This window comes from Paenibacillus sp. JNUCC 35, assembly GCF_058269095.1.
The window spans coordinates 2,965,962-2,980,929 of record NZ_CM177771.1; the positions used below are offsets into that span (position 1 = coordinate 2,965,962).

The 14,968-nt window shown below is 49.5% G+C and carries 14 protein-coding genes; 11 read left to right on the forward strand and 3 right to left on the reverse strand.

Features of this window, described 5'->3' with window-relative positions; all coding sequences use genetic code 11:
* Window positions 1-71: 71 nt before the first annotated feature.
* Window positions 72-1,457 carry a dihydrolipoyl dehydrogenase gene (gene lpdA / locus AC2TF6_RS13535; protein ID WP_491311463.1) on the forward strand — a complete coding sequence of 462 codons (1,386 nt, stop codon included), beginning with the start codon at window positions 72-74 and terminating at the stop codon, window positions 1,455-1,457.
* 633 nt (window positions 1,458-2,090) lie between these two features.
* Entirely contained in the window at window positions 2,091-4,076 is a 1,986-nt protein-coding gene (locus tag AC2TF6_RS13540) for an endonuclease MutS2 (protein WP_491311464.1), read from the forward strand.
* 49 nt (window positions 4,077-4,125) lie between these two features.
* Here the strand turns inward: AC2TF6_RS13540 and AC2TF6_RS13545 are convergent, their stop codons facing one another.
* Together AC2TF6_RS13545 and AC2TF6_RS13550 are read right to left on the reverse strand one after the other, a co-directional pair.
* Entirely contained in the window at window positions 4,126-4,260 is a 135-nt protein-coding gene (locus AC2TF6_RS13545; RefSeq protein ID WP_491311465.1) for a hypothetical protein, read from the reverse strand.
* A 438-nt stretch (window positions 4,261-4,698) separates the two neighbouring features.
* The gene (locus tag AC2TF6_RS13550) at window positions 4,699-5,091 is read right to left on the reverse strand and encodes a RidA family protein (protein WP_491311466.1); all 393 of its coding nucleotides are present in this window, start codon (window positions 5,089-5,091) and stop codon (window positions 4,699-4,701) included.
* Between the two features lie 106 nt (window positions 5,092-5,197).
* On the opposite strand from AC2TF6_RS13550, the gene AC2TF6_RS13555 reads away from it, so the two are divergent.
* From AC2TF6_RS13555 to AC2TF6_RS13585, 7 genes are all read left to right on the forward strand, one after another.
* The gene (locus AC2TF6_RS13555; protein ID WP_491311467.1) at window positions 5,198-5,539 is read left to right on the forward strand and encodes a winged helix-turn-helix transcriptional regulator; all 342 of its coding nucleotides are present in this window, start codon (window positions 5,198-5,200) and stop codon (window positions 5,537-5,539) included.
* 161 nt (window positions 5,540-5,700) lie between these two features.
* Window positions 5,701-6,054: an ArsR/SmtB family transcription factor gene (locus AC2TF6_RS13560; RefSeq protein ID WP_491311468.1), complete on the forward strand. Its 354-nt coding sequence runs from the start codon at window positions 5,701-5,703 to the stop codon at window positions 6,052-6,054.
* Window positions 6,051-6,470: an SRPBCC family protein gene (locus AC2TF6_RS13565; protein WP_491311469.1), complete on the forward strand. Its 420-nt coding sequence runs from the start codon at window positions 6,051-6,053 to the stop codon at window positions 6,468-6,470. Before AC2TF6_RS13560 ends, AC2TF6_RS13565 begins: the two co-directional genes overlap by 4 nt.
* 428 nt (window positions 6,471-6,898) lie before the next feature.
* Entirely contained in the window at window positions 6,899-9,154 is a 2,256-nt protein-coding gene (locus tag AC2TF6_RS13570; protein ID WP_491311470.1) for an ATP-binding cassette domain-containing protein, read from the forward strand.
* Window positions 9,155-9,394: 240 nt separating this feature from the next.
* Window positions 9,395-9,940, forward strand: coding sequence for a MarR family winged helix-turn-helix transcriptional regulator (locus AC2TF6_RS13575; protein ID WP_491311471.1), 546 nt, complete (start codon window positions 9,395-9,397; stop codon window positions 9,938-9,940).
* A 129-nt stretch (window positions 9,941-10,069) separates the two neighbouring features.
* Window positions 10,070-10,579, forward strand: a complete 510-nt coding sequence (locus AC2TF6_RS13580) for a hypothetical protein (RefSeq protein WP_491311472.1) — start codon at window positions 10,070-10,072, stop codon at window positions 10,577-10,579.
* Complete coding sequence (locus AC2TF6_RS13585) at window positions 10,576-11,442, forward strand: SDR family oxidoreductase (RefSeq protein ID WP_491311473.1); 867 nt, start codon at window positions 10,576-10,578, stop codon at window positions 11,440-11,442. The genes AC2TF6_RS13580 and AC2TF6_RS13585 overlap by 4 nt, the downstream gene beginning before the upstream one ends.
* A 240-nt stretch (window positions 11,443-11,682) precedes the next feature.
* Here AC2TF6_RS13585 and AC2TF6_RS13590 read toward each other — a convergent pair whose 3' ends face one another.
* Window positions 11,683-12,558 (reverse strand): CPBP family intramembrane glutamic endopeptidase, encoded by an 876-nt coding sequence (locus AC2TF6_RS13590; RefSeq protein ID WP_491311474.1) that lies wholly within the window; start codon window positions 12,556-12,558, stop codon window positions 11,683-11,685.
* Between the two features lie 349 nt (window positions 12,559-12,907).
* Between AC2TF6_RS13590 and AC2TF6_RS13595 the strand changes: the two genes are divergently transcribed.
* On the forward strand, window positions 12,908-14,230 hold the full coding sequence (locus AC2TF6_RS13595; protein WP_491311645.1) for an erythromycin esterase family protein: 1,323 nt from the start codon (window positions 12,908-12,910) through the stop codon (window positions 14,228-14,230).
* 194 nt (window positions 14,231-14,424) lie between these two features.
* Window positions 14,425-14,961, forward strand: a complete 537-nt coding sequence (locus AC2TF6_RS13600) for a pyridoxamine 5'-phosphate oxidase family protein (protein ID WP_491311475.1) — start codon at window positions 14,425-14,427, stop codon at window positions 14,959-14,961.
* Window positions 14,962-14,968: the final 7 nt, after the last annotated feature.

Here is a 14,968-nt window from a genome sequence, read left to right on the forward strand (position 1 = left end):
TAAAATATGATGATTATAATATATTATGGTCATCATAATATAAAACGACTTCAACTTGGAGGTATCGGGATATGAGTAAGCTTGAATCCGTAGAAACGTTGGTTATTGGATCAGGTCCGGGAGGTTATGTGGCGGCGCTGCGATCTTCACAGCTTGGTATGAAGACGGCGATTGTCGAACGCGGCCAGCTTGGCGGAGTCTGCACGAACGTGGGTTGCATTCCATCCAAAGCATTAATTGCAGAATCGCATCGCTATGATTTGTTTCGATCGTTCAATCAGGCAGATGCGGCTGCGTCATTTAAGAATGCGCAGGATTTCAAGCAAGGGATTGTGACTAAGCAGGCAGGCGGAGTCCGTTATTTATTAAATACTGCGGGTGTGAGCATTCTGGAAGGAGAGGCTAGATTGGTCGATGAACATACAGCTGTTATCGAACAATCCGGACAGGAGCAAACCGTTTCTTTTAAGTACGTCATACTGGCAACAGGATCTCGTCCGATTGAGCTTCAAGCATTCCCTGTTGGAGGACGTGTTTTGTCTTCTACAGAAGCTCTGGCGCTCCCTGAGGTTCCGGCCAGCCTGGTCGTTATAGGCGGTGGATATATCGGTGTCGAACTGGGGCAAATGTATGCCAAATTTGGAACGAAGGTAACGATTCTGGAGGGAGGAGAACAAGTGCTGCCTGGATTCGAGGCGGACCTTGTGGCCCCTGTTGTTCGGCGGTTGAAAGCCGATGGTATTAACATGATTACCGGGGCGACAGCTGAACACGTCGTACAGAATGCGGATTCAATTGCACTGCATTATTCAAAAAATCAGGAGCAGCATCATGTTACAGCGGACTATGTATTAGTCACTATCGGCAGAAAACCAAATACGGACGGCAAGTTGGGACTGGAACGCATAGGCCTGCCGGTGACGAGCAGGGGATTGATCGCGACGGACGAACAGTGCAGAACGGCTATCCCGCATATTTTCGCAATTGGAGATATTACGGCTGGTCCGGCCCTCGCTCACAAGGCGTCCTATGAAGCCAAGGTGGCGGCAGAAGCCATTGCAGGCCTTACGTCCGAGATTGATTATAGAGCCATGCCGCTCGTCGTCTTTTCTGATCCGGAGCTGTCCAGCGTCGGCATAAGCGAAACGGAAGCAAAGGCCAACGCCGTCCCGGTTGTGATTGGCAAAGCTTCTTTCGGGATTAACGGAAGAGCATTGGCATTGAGGGAACCCGAAGGATTTGTCAAGATTGTCGCGGACCCGGCCTCTGGAATCGTGATGGGCGCACAAATCGTAGGAGTGGAGGCATCAACACTCGTGTCGGAGCTTGCGCTTGCTATCGAGATGGGGGCTACCGTGGAGGACTTGGCTATGACGATTCACCCCCATCCTACATTGGGAGAAGTGATTATGGAGGCTGCCGAAAACGCGGTCAAAAAAATGAGGATGAAAAGTTAAAAGAGCAGCAGATTTAACCCTATATGGAGAAGGGTAAGATCTTCGCCACAATCCTGAAATATGTACGGAGTAAAATTGTGAGCGGAGCATGCCGGCTGAACGCGGACCAAGGCATTGCCGAGCAGGGCAACTACATGTGACTGCTCGCTGCGGAGGGGGCTTACGGCCGGTTGCGCCGGGTGCAGTTCAGGCATGACGATTTAGGGGACGCCGACATCCATGGATTCGAATGAGACGAGATGAACCGTGAGATTTTATAGTACTTGACATTCACCGGGGGAGTAAGGTATTGTTGAAAATAATTATTGCCTAAGGGAGAGATTTTGATGTCGGTGAACGTTCTTAACTAATCAAATTCCATAATGAGGGTTCTGGAGATTCATGCGTGAATTTTGCTGTTAAGCAAGGTTTATTTAGCCATGGATTTACAGTCAACTCGGAATTAGTTAAGAACAACGGATATCATACAATGCCATAGGTATATGCCTATCATTGCGCCTGTCATCCGTGCTGAGTTCAGCACGGATTTTCTGTTTTATCAGGCGCTCTTATTTAGGCATAACATTAAAAGGCAGAGAATGACGCACGTTCATTCTCTGTCTTTTTTTATTTTCGTACAAGGAGAGATCACCCATGAATGAAAAAGCATTGCAGCGTTTGGAATACGGCAAAATCAAAGAAGCTCTGGCGGAATATGCCGTATCGTATCTCGGAAAGCGGCAGATTATCGAGCTGCTTCCTTTAACGGCGATGTCCGTCGTGCGGGCGAAGTTGGACGAGACGGCGGAAGCGAAGTCCCTGCTTCAGCACGGCGCCAGCGTCCCGATTCCTTCATTGGAAGGCATGGAGAATATTTTGAGCCTGCTGGGAACGGGCTACGTGTTAGGTGAAAAGGACTTCATGCACATTCACCAATTTCTGACCAGCTGCGCGCAGCTCATGAGGTATATGGCCGCGAAAAGCGGGGCAGCGCCTCGGGTTAGCTCTTATGCGGCTTCCATGTATACGATGGATGTGCTGAAATCGGAGATCGAACGGTGTATCCGTCACGGGCAAGTGGCCGACTCCGCGAGTAAGGAGCTCATGAAAGTCCGCAAGCGGCTGGCCGTATTCGAGGAACGTCTGAAGAGTAAACTGGACTCCTTGATGAGCCGCCACCGCTCCATTCTGCAGGAGCATGTCCTCAGCACGCGCAACGGACGCTATGTGCTGCCGGTCAAGAAAGAGCACCGCAAGCTGGTGAAGGGGACGGCGCTCGACGAGTCGGCAAGCGGCCAAACGGTGTATATCGAACCGGCCGAGGTCATGACGATTCAGTTCGAGCTGTCGGGACTGAAAGCGGAGGAAGCCCGGGAGGAGCTGAAAGTACTCAGCGATTTGACCGCGCTGGCGGAGAGCTGCGATCAACAGTTTCTGACGAACGTCGAGACGGTAGGCACCTATGATTTCATATTTGCCAAGGCCAAATATGCTCTGAGCATCGGAGGCTCCAATGTGGAGCTGAACGATCAAGGGATCATCGACCTGCGCGAAGCGAAGCATCCGCTGCTGAACCGGCCGATGGTTCCCTTGAACTTCGTCATTGGACGGAGATTTAAGTCGCTCATTATTACGGGACCGAATACCGGAGGCAAGACCCTTTCGCTGAAAACGATCGGCCTGCTGACTGTCATGGCGCAGTCGGGTTTATTGATTCCGGTACGGGAAGGAAGCCTGCTTTCCGTATTCAACCATCTCGCCGTTGATATCGGGGACGGCCAAAGCATCGAGCATGCGCTCAGCACTTTCTCCGCGCATATTCGGAATGTCAATGAAATGCTGCAGTTTGCCGATCGTTCGACGCTCATTCTGATCGATGAGATGGCTTCCGGAACCGATCCGGGGGAAGGGGTCGGCTTGTCGGTGGCCATTCTGGAAGAGCTGCACCGAAGAGAAGCGACCGTCGTGGCGACGACTCATTTTACGGAAATCAAAAACTTCGCCGACGTGACGCCGGGGTTCGAAAATGCCCGTATGGAGTTTGATACGGACACGCTGCGGCCGCTGTACCGGCTGAGGATTGGAGAAGCGGGGCAGAGCTACGCATTCCTGATCGCGTTGAAGCTGGGCCTGCCCGCCGGCCTTATTGAGCGGTCCCGCGAAATTACCGTGCGCGGCTTGCCGCAAAGCTCGCCGCAAGGGACACAGGTCGCGGGATCTGAGCCGGAGCCGGGCGAAACTTCCGCGGCGGATGCGGACGATCCGCAGGAAGAAATGACCATGATGGATGTGACTCTGCCTCCATCGGAGAAGGAGCCGGAAGACGGCGCCGGTAAGACGGTTCCGGAAGTCCCTGAATGCTTCCGGGTCGGCGATTGCGTGTATATCGCTTATTTGGGCCGTACCGGTATTGTGTTTGAAACCGAGGATGCCCGGGGCAACGTCGGGGTGATGATCCAGAAGCAGAAGGTCAAAATCAACCGGAAGCGGCTGAAGATGCACATCGAGAGCAAGGAGCTGTACCCGGACAATTACGATCTGGACATTGTGTTCGAGACGAAAGAAAACCGTAAAAAACGCAAGATGATGAGCCGAAAGCACGCACCGGGCGTTACCATCGAGACCCAATTGGAGGAGTGATCGGATGAAAAATTATTTGGATGCCGCCGCGGGCGAAAGGTTTTTTGTTTCAAGCAGCATTCGATGAGGAGGACCTGACGATCACGATCAATTCGATATCGAGCGTAAACCGTATCGTCTCGTTGATCGAGCAGAGCGCAAGCTTGCCGCGTGAAGCTTCTTCCGGACTGAAAGAATGAAACATCGAAGAGCCGACCTCCCTTACGGATGGTCGGCTCTTTTGCGTGACTCCACATATACGCTTATCATGAGCCCGTCTTATACGAATACCGTTACCGGAACAAGCAAAGCATGGATCGCAGATTCATACGGCAGTTGTCATTTGAAGCAAGATGCGAAACCTGAACTACAGGTAAGAACATCGTATACTTGTACAGAGGCGAGACAAATCGAGTACACGCCTCTCCATTGTCATACAACGTTTTTTGCGAAACAAGGTATTCGACAATTAATTTGCCGCCGTTGATAATAGGAATACTCATCTCTCATACAAAAAGGTTAACAGTTCATCTTGGTGCTCAACAGTAAGCTAAAAAGCACCTCTACGCCAGTTGCAGTATCTCTCGGTATAGAGGTGTTCGGCTAATTGCCGATAGGACACTCAAAGTCTCGTATAGCTGGGTTAGCCGGTGTGTGCGACGGCGCGGATTTCAATCAGTTGGTGAGGGAACGCCAGACCCGATACGCCGACGAGGGTTGCGGCCGGCCGATGGTGGCCCACATACTCCTTATACAAAACGATGAACGGTTCGAAATGTTCTTGAGGGTTTGTCAGAAAGACTTCCATCTCGGCGATGTTCGACCTTGTGACACCAAATCCCGCCAGCACGCGGTCGAGGTTCTCCAGCGTCTGCCTGGTCTGTGCCTCGAAATCGCCTTCGCCCACGAACTCACCCTGCATATCGTGGGAAAATTGTCCCGAAATGCAGATAGTGCCGTTGATGCTGTAGCCTTGGGAGACACTGAAAGCTTCTTCCCACGCAACACCGTGATTGTAGGTTTTAGCAGTAGTCATTTTTTTTCTCTCCTTTACTTCAAAGTAAGGTTAGTATAAACTGAGCACAAATAATTAAGTAGTACGCACTATTTTGATAGGTACTACCCGAAAGGATAGTGTAAATATGAGTATGGCTGAATATAAAGGAAAAGTTAAACATATTCAAGATACACCTTTTGGTTATACAATGTCCGTCATTTCCGGCAAATGGAAAATGGTTATTCTTTATCTTTTAGCAGAAAACCAGCCGGTACGCTTTAATGATCTGAAAAGACAAATAGGAGCAATTACTTATAAAACATTGAGTTCACAATTAAAAGAATTGGAAGCGGACGGCCTGGTTAAACGGAAAGAGTATCCCCAAGTTCCCCCTAAAGTCGAGTACAGTCTCACAAATAAAGCGGAAACCCTATTACCCATTTTGGAAGATTTATGTGAGTGGGGAGTAAAAAACCAACATAGTTGAATCCAGTTGTACTTGTTAAGTTCCGCGCAGTGCGCGGTTTTTTTATGCAGGCAAGTTCTTACAAACTTTAAAGGTGGGATCGGCGGCTATACCGCTTGACGAGACACCAAATGGTGTCATATAATAAAAGTGTCACCAAATGGTGTCCAATAAGAGAATCAATGAACGACTTAGGAGAGGGTGTTGTGAGCGAGGACCATCAGTTGCGAGATGTGTTTGACGCGATTGCAGATCCAACTAGGCGCCGGCTAATTCATCTGTTAGCAGAAGCAGAGGAGATACCTCTTCATGAATTAACGGCACAGTTTCAAATGGGCCGTACAGCGGTATCCAAACATTTGACCATCCTTAAAGAAGCCGGACTGGTACTTGACCGTAAAGTCGGCAGAGAAACGCGATTTAGGCTAAACGCCTCTCCACTCAGAGAAATTCAAGATTGGGTGGCTTTCTACAGCAAGTTCTGGAGTACGAATTTATTGCGCTTGAACCGACTATTAGAGGAGGAAGAAGAATGAGTTTAACCTTGTCCCTGGATTTTCAGTACAAGACATCGATTGAGAAGCTTTGGTTCGCCTTAACCGATTCAAGCAAGCTTGCCAAATGGGTGGCCGACATCCACACCGGTCAAGCGATGGAGAATGATTTTAAGCCCGTCGTAGGACACCGTTTTCAGTTCCGCGCGCAGCCGACCGAATGGTGGAACGGAATTATTGAAGGCGAAGTGCTTGTCGTGGACGTACCCAACCGGTTGTCCTATACTTGGGCCAGCGGGGAGAAACATACGGTCACCTGGACGCTGAAGGATTTAGGAGACGGGAAGGTTAACCTTCATCTCGAACAAACTGGCATCTCAAATGATCAAGCACTTAATGGAGCCAAGTATGGTTGGACCAAATGGTGCGGCAATCTTGAAAAGTTGTTGGAACAATAACCGCATTCGGTGCTGACTATCTCTTTCCTGAAGGCTAAGACCAAAGGGAACGATAGTTGAACCATGCTTGACCCGAATCAACCTAAACCGGCTGCATATCGTATGCAGCCGGTTTACTATCTTTTCCGGACAATCTGCCAAGTTCTTGTCGCTTAGTGATATGTTTACACTAGGTACGTATGGATAAAGCTAGTATGTGATCGACCCATCTGCTAAACCCCGTTCTTATGGGAGGAAGTGGATAACGCGAAAAGGATGCTTTACATAGTCCGGATTTCAGTACTCATCAAGAGCATGAGGGGCAGCCATTTCTAAACATGAGAACCGAGAAGAGCTATCGCAGTACCTCTCAGGTTGATACTTTCTATGCACGGCGGATGGTACAATGAGAATTCAAGTGGAAATTAACTATCGGAAGGATGTCAATCATGAGCGAATCTAATCAGGAATATATCGTCATCTCGGCTGCCAGGGAAAACAATCTAAAGAACGTATCCTTACGTATTCCCAAGCGGAAGATCACGATATTCACCGGGGTATCCGGATCCGGCAAGTCATCGATCGTCTTCGATACGATTGCCGCAGAATCCACGCGCTTGCTGAATGAGAACTTCAGCATGTTCGTGCGTACTTTCCTGCCCCGCTATCCGCAGCCGGATGCGGACGCGATCGAGAACCTGAGCATGGCTGTTATCGTCGATCAGAAGCGGCTGGGCGGCGGCTCCCATTCCACGATGGGCACGATTACCGATATCTCTCCCATTCTCCGTCTTCTATTCTCACGAGCGGGTCAGCCCTATGTCGGACAAGCCAACATGTTCTCTTTTAACGATCCGCAAGGCATGTGTCCCGAATGTAACGGGATCGGTCGCAGCCTGAGCGTCAACATGAGCAAGGCGCTGGACAAGTCAAAATCGCTCCATGAAGGGGCAATTCTGCTGCCGGGCTATTCGGTGGACAGTATGGATTTGACGATAATCGTACAGTCGGGGCCCTTCGATCCCGACAAGAAGCTGAGCGATTATTCGGAGGAGGAACTGGAACAACTGCTTTACGGCAAGGCGAGGAAAGTGGCGACGCTGTTCGGAGGGAAGACAATTAACATTACGGTGGAAGGCGTCATTGAGAAGTTCACCAACAAATACATCAAGCAGGATGTGAAGACGAAGTCCGAGCGCACACAAAAAACGGTTGCGCCGTACATCACCGAGGGTCCCTGTTCCAGCTGCCACGGCGCGAGACTCAGTCAGGCCGCGCTCGGCTGCAAAGTCAATGGACTCAACATTGCGGAGATGTCCTCCATGGAGGTCGGCCAGCTCATTCGCGTCATTCGGGAGATTGACGATTCTGTCGCCGCCCCGATCGTTAAGTCGCTGACAGAGCGGCTGCAGCATCTGGTGGACATCGGGCTTGACTATTTGACGCTGGACCGCGAGACGGCTACATTGTCCGGCGGCGAGTCGCAGCGGGTCAAGATGGTGAAGCACCTAAGCGGCAGTCTGGTGGATGTCACGTACATCTTTGATGAACCTAGCATTGGCTTGCATCCCCGTGATGTACACCGGTTAAATGAATTGCTTCAGAAGCTGCGCGACAAGGGCAATACCGTGATCGTCGTCGAGCATGATCCCGATGTGATCAAGGTGGCGGATCATATCGTGGATGTCGGTCCTTACGCCGGCAGCCGCGGCGGTACCATCGTGTATGAAGGAACCTTTCAAGGCCTGCTCGAGGCAGATACATTGACCGGCACCCATATGAAGCGGCAGCTCCGGATGAAGCATGATTGCAGGCAGCCATCCGGCAAGCTGTCCATCAAGGATGCCTCGCTGCACAACCTGCGGAACGTCAGTGTAGATATCCCGACCGGAGTGCTGACCGTCGTTACGGGTGTGGCCGGCTCGGGCAAGAGCACGCTGATTAACGAAGTATTCCTCAGCCGGCATCCGGATGCGATCGTCATCGACCAGTCGGCGGTAGGCGTGTCAACACGTTCGAATCCCGCAACCTACACGGGCATTATGGATGATGTGCGCAAGGCGTTTGCAGCCGCGAACAAGGTGAGTCAAAGCTTGTTCAGCTTCAATTCCAAGGGAGCTTGCGAGAACTGCCAAGGGCTGGGTGTAGTGTATACTGACCTTGCATTCCTTGACAGTGTGAAGCTGCCATGCGATGTATGCGGAGGTAGACGATTCAAGGAAGAAGTGCTCGCGTACAAGCTGAACGGAAAGTCAATTGCGGAAGTGCTGGAGATGACGGTGGAGCAGGCATTGGATTTTTTCCAGCTAAAAGAGGTTGTGCGCAAGCTCCAGGCGATGAGTGATGTGGGGCTGAACTATATTACACTCGGCCAACCGCTCAGCACGCTCTCGGGCGGGGAATGCCAGCGAATCAAGCTGGCAAGCGAGCTGCATAAGAAAGGCAGCATCTACGTGATGGACGAGCCGACGACCGGGCTGCATATGTCAGATATCGGTCACCTTCTGGAGATTATGAACCGCCTCGTGGATGCCGGCAATACGGTGATCGTCATCGAGCACAACCTCGATGTAATCAGCCAAGCGGATTGGATCATCGATATAGGACCGGACGGAGGCAGCAAGGGCGGGCAGGTGGTGTTCGAGGGCACACCTCCGCAGATCATCCATGCGGAGCAGTCGATCACGGGAAGGTACTTGATGTAATCATCAAGAAACAAGTTCATTCATTACGTTAACGGGAAACTACAGTTTTAAAAACAAAGAGCAGTTTGCTGCGGCAACTGCTCTTTAGCATTTACTGATGTGCGCGATATTGATTCATTCGAAACGATGGTCGGAAGGCGAGTACCTTAGGAAAGGTAGATCAGGTGATTAAACGCGCTTGGTGTTGATGTGTGATAAAAATGTGTTGACACAAAAGTAATTAGGAGCCATACTATATATATGAACAACAATCATAAAATAATAAATGACATTGACGCTATTCCCTCGCTTGCACAATCCAAGCGTCAGATTGATCGCTATAACCTAGACATAGACGCACAAGCTATACTCGTCGCGTCTAGGCTAATGGCGGCGGGAGCCAAGCTTGGACATGCCTCGGAGATTCATTTCTCCAGATTCGGTTTATCAACAGGCCGATATCGTTTATTGGCAGATCTTGAAGATAACGAAGGAGAAGAGTTGCCTTCGCAATTAGCGGAGCATCTAGGCGTTACACGTGCTACAGTGACAGGTCTTATCGACACTCTTGAACGAGATGGGCTAGTATCTCGGCGATCAAGCCCAGACGATGGCCGTCAGAGATCGGTCATTCTGACGGAAGAAGGAGCGAAGAAGCTTCGTGAAATGGCTCCTGAGCATTTCGCTCGGCTGGAAGCAATGGTGGGCTTACTCAGTATCGATGAGCGCAGCGTATTTCTCGACTTGCTGGGCCGAGTTACACAAGGCATCTCAGCACTTACGGGCGAACTAGGCTCGAAACCATAGGGAAATATCAGGTATGAGTAGAATGGGCTAGTGAAGCTAGCCTATTTTTACTCTTATATAGTTAGGACGCTAATTATATTTCGCTGAAAGCAATCGTTGAACTTTTTCAAAGAAGAAGGGAGCAAGTAAATGAACAAGATGAAATACCCGAATCCGGCAGATGATGTTTACGGCATCAAGGCTTCTGGTTCCAAGAAAAAGACTTTTGTACTATGGCGTGAAGTTGTAATGGCCTATGCTGCTCCTGCCATCATGGCAGGTATCGGGGGATTGGTTACTGCCGATAGGAGTCTTCAAATAGGGGCATTGACCACAATCGGCGGTGCATCGGCCTTGATGGCCTTGATGATTGGCCTTTTGTTGCGCAGCCGAGTGGGCCATAAACGATGGGTCATCGGTGCACCTCACTTGGTTGTGGTAGGGGTGTTCGCACTGACCGGGTCCACGTTTGGCCTATACGCCGCATGGATGACATCTGGTTTACTGGAAATTATGATTCCGAGCAATCGCTTGGCTTGGGTCGGTCGTGTCTGGATCGATTTCCCGTTGTCTGGATTCATAGCAAGCACGATAGTGACATGGCGGTGGCGTCTTGCCGTCACAACTAATTTTTCATCCAAAAGGAGAAGAAAAAAATGATAGTTATTATGGGAGCAACAGGTACGATAGGCAGTGCGCTTTTGGAACGTTTGGTTGATCTTGGCGTACCCGTCAGGGCGCTGAGCAGAGAGCCAGAGAAGTTGCGTGATCAGATCGGAGAAAAAGGCCGATCGACTATCGAGATCGCAACGGCGGATGCTTCCGACCCCGAATCGCTGCGCCGCGCGTTTACAGGTGCTAGCCAGCTCTTCCTTGCCATGGCCAACAGTCCAAGACAAATCGAATTGGAAACTTCAATCATTCAGATTGCCGCCGAATCTGGAATCGAACACATCGTAAAAATATCCAGCCCTGCCTTTGAGCAGAGCTCTCCAGTGGCAGTGGCGGGCTGGCATCAAGAAATCGAGAACACGCTGAGGGAGTCGGGTCTCACCCACACCGTGTTGCGCCCTTATGCATTCATGCAAAACTTAGTGCGCCTTGCACCAACGATCACAACCCAAAATGTTTTCTTCGGCTCCATGGGCGATTCACCGTGTAACTTCATTGACTGTCGCGATATCGCGGATGTTGCCGCAGAAGTTCTGACCAACCGCGAGGTATCAGGCCAAATATATACGCTTACTGGTTCGGAGATTTTCAGTTATCCCCAGATCGCGAGTCAACTATCCGCCCTGCTTAATCGGCCGATCAGCTACATCAACTTGGAACCCCAAGTACTACTCCGCAATCTTATCGAGCACGGGCATATGCCTCCTTGGCTTGCGAACCACGTTGTGGAAATTCAAATCATGTCTACGGTGGTGCCGGAAAGTCCAAATGACACTGTGAAGCGATTGCTCGGCAGAGAGCCGCGCACGTTAGACGCCTTTCTGCATGAATATGTAGAAAATTTCCGATAGAGGCGGAGTCCGCCTATTTTGAAATTTGTGTCGTTGGCAGCATTTTGTTCCGATCTCAAATAAGTCATTGAGCTAACGGGACACGATAGTGAAACATAAAGGGTTCCACATATTAGTCATGCATAATATGTAAAACCCCTTATGTTATTTGATTTCCTTAAGGTAGATCCACAGCCTTCATCCGGTATACTGCCGGACGAAGGCTGTTTTTTGTTAGCAATACTCTGCAAGCTTTCCAGCCTACTTAATGAGTTTTCTTCGGGATACAAGGATCGCGGCAATCAAGATAATAAGCGCCGTGATCATACCGGATTCTCCGACCCAAATTTCAGTATGATTTCCGGTAGTTGCGCGCGCGAATGGTCCTTGAACAACGGCATTCCACGCGGCATGGAGGATAACCGCAGGCCAGACGCTGCCTGTGGAAAACCGCAAATAGGCGATGATATAGCCGAACGGAACGATGCATAAGTAGAGGCCGGCTACCGTGAGAATCATGGACGGCCCTTCCACATATAAACCGGCAATGACAATCGGAACATGCCAGGTTGCCCAGATCAAACCGCTAACGACGACGGGACGCGGAACTTTGGCATCGACCAGCCTTGTCAGCATGTATCCCCTCCAGCCGACTTCTTCTCCCATAACCGGGATCAGGTTGATCAAGCTTCCCAGAATTCCGGTCACGACAACGATCAGAATGAAATTCAGCGGGGTTGGCAGATGCTGCAGTCCGAGCATATGGAAGATCGGTTCTAACGAACCGCCCACAGGAAGTTGAAAGATAGCCAGTCCGCTGAACCAGGCGATGGAGTAGGTGATGAAACAGATGGCCATAGGTATCAGTACGGCCAATCCGATGCCTTTCCATATTTTCGCGCTGCCGAGATTGAACGATACGTCTTTAAACCCTTCACGTAAGAGAAGCCGGGCTAGAATGGAAGAGAGCGCGGGCGTAAACATGTACACGACAATGAGCGGGATGCTCTTCGTCAAGATTACGGCTATATTCATGACAACAGAAAAAACGAGCAGGATGCTGAAAAAGAGCCGAAGTCCTTTTCTGGCACGATGGACTTGCTCCTCGGTAGAGGGCGTTGCCGCATTAGATATCATAGTAACCCTTTCCTTCCTAATTCATTAGTTTGACTAACTGATCGAATTATTTACCTACAGGCGTCTGACGGATTTCCCATCTGGATCACATCCTTTTCGGGAATTAATTAGTTGCGTTTTGATGGGCTCATTATCACCGAGGGATTGTCATTATCGCCAGTGATAGAAAGTCATTTCTCCCTGCGTGATGTTTTGTCAAACCGTTTTATGACGGTTCGTCACTAGGAAAAATGATCGTAAATGAGTAACAATCGGATCAAAGCGATGGACGCACTTTCACTTGCGGATTATCTTGCTTAACTAATTGAATGAGGTGGAGACGATGAAAAAGAAAATGATGTACGGCGGAATGGTAGCGATGGTCAGTGCCGCGCTGCTGGTTGGAGGATGCGCAAAAGAAAGGGAGACTAAAACGGTGGTAGTTACCGAATCAGCTGAGCCTGTCCAAAACGATGTGATCTCATCCATTAAATCGCAGGCGAAGCCTTTGAAGACGGTTGACCCGTCACAACCACTCGATGATTTGCAGCCGCTAAAGAGCATGATCGGGGATGCCCGTTATGTGGGATTGGGAGAGAATACTCACGGAAGCTCCGAAATATTTACGATGAAGTTTCGGCTTGTGAAGTATTTGGTCACCGAGCTCGGTTTTACGAATTTCGGGATGGAAGAAGATTGGGGGAGCGGTTTAAAGCTGAATGAATATATCCAAACGGGAAACGGGAATCCGAGAGAATTTTTGAATCTGCTGTATCCGACGGATGAAATTGTAGCCATGTTAGAGTGGATGAAAGATTATAATGCCGATCCCTCGAACAAGAGGAAAATTCAATTTATCGGACTTGACTTAAAATCGCTGGATCAAGGCGTCTATCAACAAGTGACAGATTATGTTAAGCGGCATTATCCCGATATGCTGGCTGAAGTGGAGCTTAATTACAAAGAGCTTCGGTTATCAACCGGAGGCTTGCAGGAATATATGAAGCTGTCTCCCGAGGTAAGAGAGCGGTTTAAGGGTAACGCGGAGAAAGTCGTCCGATTGCTTGAAGAGAAGACCAAACAGGCAGACAAAAAAGCGGAAACAACCGAGCTTATCTGGGCGAAAGGAACCGCGATGGCTATACGGAATTTCACGGCCATGTTGATTCCTGATGATTATCCAAGCATGCTGAAGCTGCACGAGCAATATATGGCCGATCATGCGATGTGGGCCGAGGAGGCGTTAAACGGAAAAACGATGATATGGGGACATAACACCCACATGGCCAAAGGAATTATCGATAAAGAATTATATCCGGATGCTTCCGGTAATTTTTTGAAACAGCGTCTTGGCGACCAGTATATCGTCATGGGAAGCACCACTTCGGAGGGCGATTACACCTTATTCAGTGAATACAACCCTGACGGCAACAGTAAGCTCTCAACAGCAAAAATTCCACAGGATGTGAACAGCTCCAATTACATGCTTGGAAAAGTTTCTCCGGAAATGTTTCTGCTTGACGCCCGCCATCTTGAAGGACCGGCCAAGCAATGGATGGATGAAAAACGTCCTCTGCTGGCCCTCGGGGGACAACTCCTCCCGAACAAGCCGGTATACTTCGACGCGTCTTTACAGGAACAATTTGATATTCTTTTTCACATCCGGAAAACAAGCCCGTCCCATATCAAGTAGCCGCCGGAGAGTTGCACAACGACATACAGATTCTGAGGCGCACGTGCACCTCTTCAAAATACTTATCCGACGTGGATGAGTATTTTTTACGTTAATTATGGATTGCAACAATTCTGTATTTATGGACATTTATCTCCATTCCAATCGCTGATAAACTTACCTCACAATACTTTAATACAATAGGAGTGATAACAATGGATGGAGTACGTTACAAGATTAGAGAAGTGTTGGACAAGAGTAAGATTGATACATTTCTGCAGCAAGCTCGAATCGGACAACTTGGTATGGTCGATGGTCATCTGCCGTACGTCGTTCCGCTGAATTTCGTTTGGACAAATGGGAAGCTTTATTTCCACGGAGCCACCGGTGGGAGAAGAAATCAGGTGATGGGTGCTAATCCGGAGGTCTGTTTTACGGTTTGTGAAGAATATGGAACTATTACTGATCCGGTGCCGGCCAAAACGGACACTGCATATATGAGTGTAATGATTTTTGGCAAGGCACAGCCTATCGTCGATCTGGATGAAGCTACACACATGCTGCAAGAAATGATGGATAAGTATGTGCCTGGTTACTATAATCGGCCGTTACCTAGGCAGCACGTAGATAAATACCGGTCAGCGGTATTTGGCGGTCCTGTTCAGGTGTACAGAATTGATCCGCACCATATCACCGCGAAAGAAAATGCAGTCGAAGAAGAAAAAATGTTCAAACCTGGAAAAACCGTGTAAGATGTTT

What these genes read in the sequence shown, in the direction of transcription:
- lpdA (WP_491311463.1), top strand. Translation starts at nt 72, where the DNA reads ATGAGTAAGCTTGAATCCGTAGAAACGTTGGTTATTGGATCAGGTCCG.
- AC2TF6_RS13540 (WP_491311464.1), top strand. Translation starts at nt 2,091, where the DNA reads ATGAATGAAAAAGCATTGCAGCGTTTGGAATACGGCAAAATCAAAGAA.
- AC2TF6_RS13545 (WP_491311465.1), bottom strand. Translation starts at nt 4,260, where the DNA reads ATGTTTCATTCTTTCAGTCCGGAAGAAGCTTCACGCGGCAAGCTTGCG.
- AC2TF6_RS13550 (WP_491311466.1), bottom strand. Translation starts at nt 5,091, where the DNA reads ATGACTACTGCTAAAACCTACAATCACGGTGTTGCGTGGGAAGAAGCT.
- AC2TF6_RS13555 (WP_491311467.1), top strand. Translation starts at nt 5,198, where the DNA reads ATGAGTATGGCTGAATATAAAGGAAAAGTTAAACATATTCAAGATACA.
- AC2TF6_RS13560 (WP_491311468.1), top strand. Translation starts at nt 5,701, where the DNA reads ATGAACGACTTAGGAGAGGGTGTTGTGAGCGAGGACCATCAGTTGCGA.
- AC2TF6_RS13565 (WP_491311469.1), top strand. Translation starts at nt 6,051, where the DNA reads ATGAGTTTAACCTTGTCCCTGGATTTTCAGTACAAGACATCGATTGAG.
- AC2TF6_RS13570 (WP_491311470.1), top strand. Translation starts at nt 6,899, where the DNA reads ATGAGCGAATCTAATCAGGAATATATCGTCATCTCGGCTGCCAGGGAA.
- AC2TF6_RS13575 (WP_491311471.1), top strand. Translation starts at nt 9,395, where the DNA reads ATGAACAACAATCATAAAATAATAAATGACATTGACGCTATTCCCTCG.
- AC2TF6_RS13580 (WP_491311472.1), top strand. Translation starts at nt 10,070, where the DNA reads ATGAACAAGATGAAATACCCGAATCCGGCAGATGATGTTTACGGCATC.
- AC2TF6_RS13585 (WP_491311473.1), top strand. Translation starts at nt 10,576, where the DNA reads ATGATAGTTATTATGGGAGCAACAGGTACGATAGGCAGTGCGCTTTTG.
- AC2TF6_RS13590 (WP_491311474.1), bottom strand. Translation starts at nt 12,558, where the DNA reads ATGATATCTAATGCGGCAACGCCCTCTACCGAGGAGCAAGTCCATCGT.
- AC2TF6_RS13595 (WP_491311645.1), top strand. Translation starts at nt 12,908, where the DNA reads ATGGTAGCGATGGTCAGTGCCGCGCTGCTGGTTGGAGGATGCGCAAAA.
- AC2TF6_RS13600 (WP_491311475.1), top strand. Translation starts at nt 14,425, where the DNA reads ATGGATGGAGTACGTTACAAGATTAGAGAAGTGTTGGACAAGAGTAAG.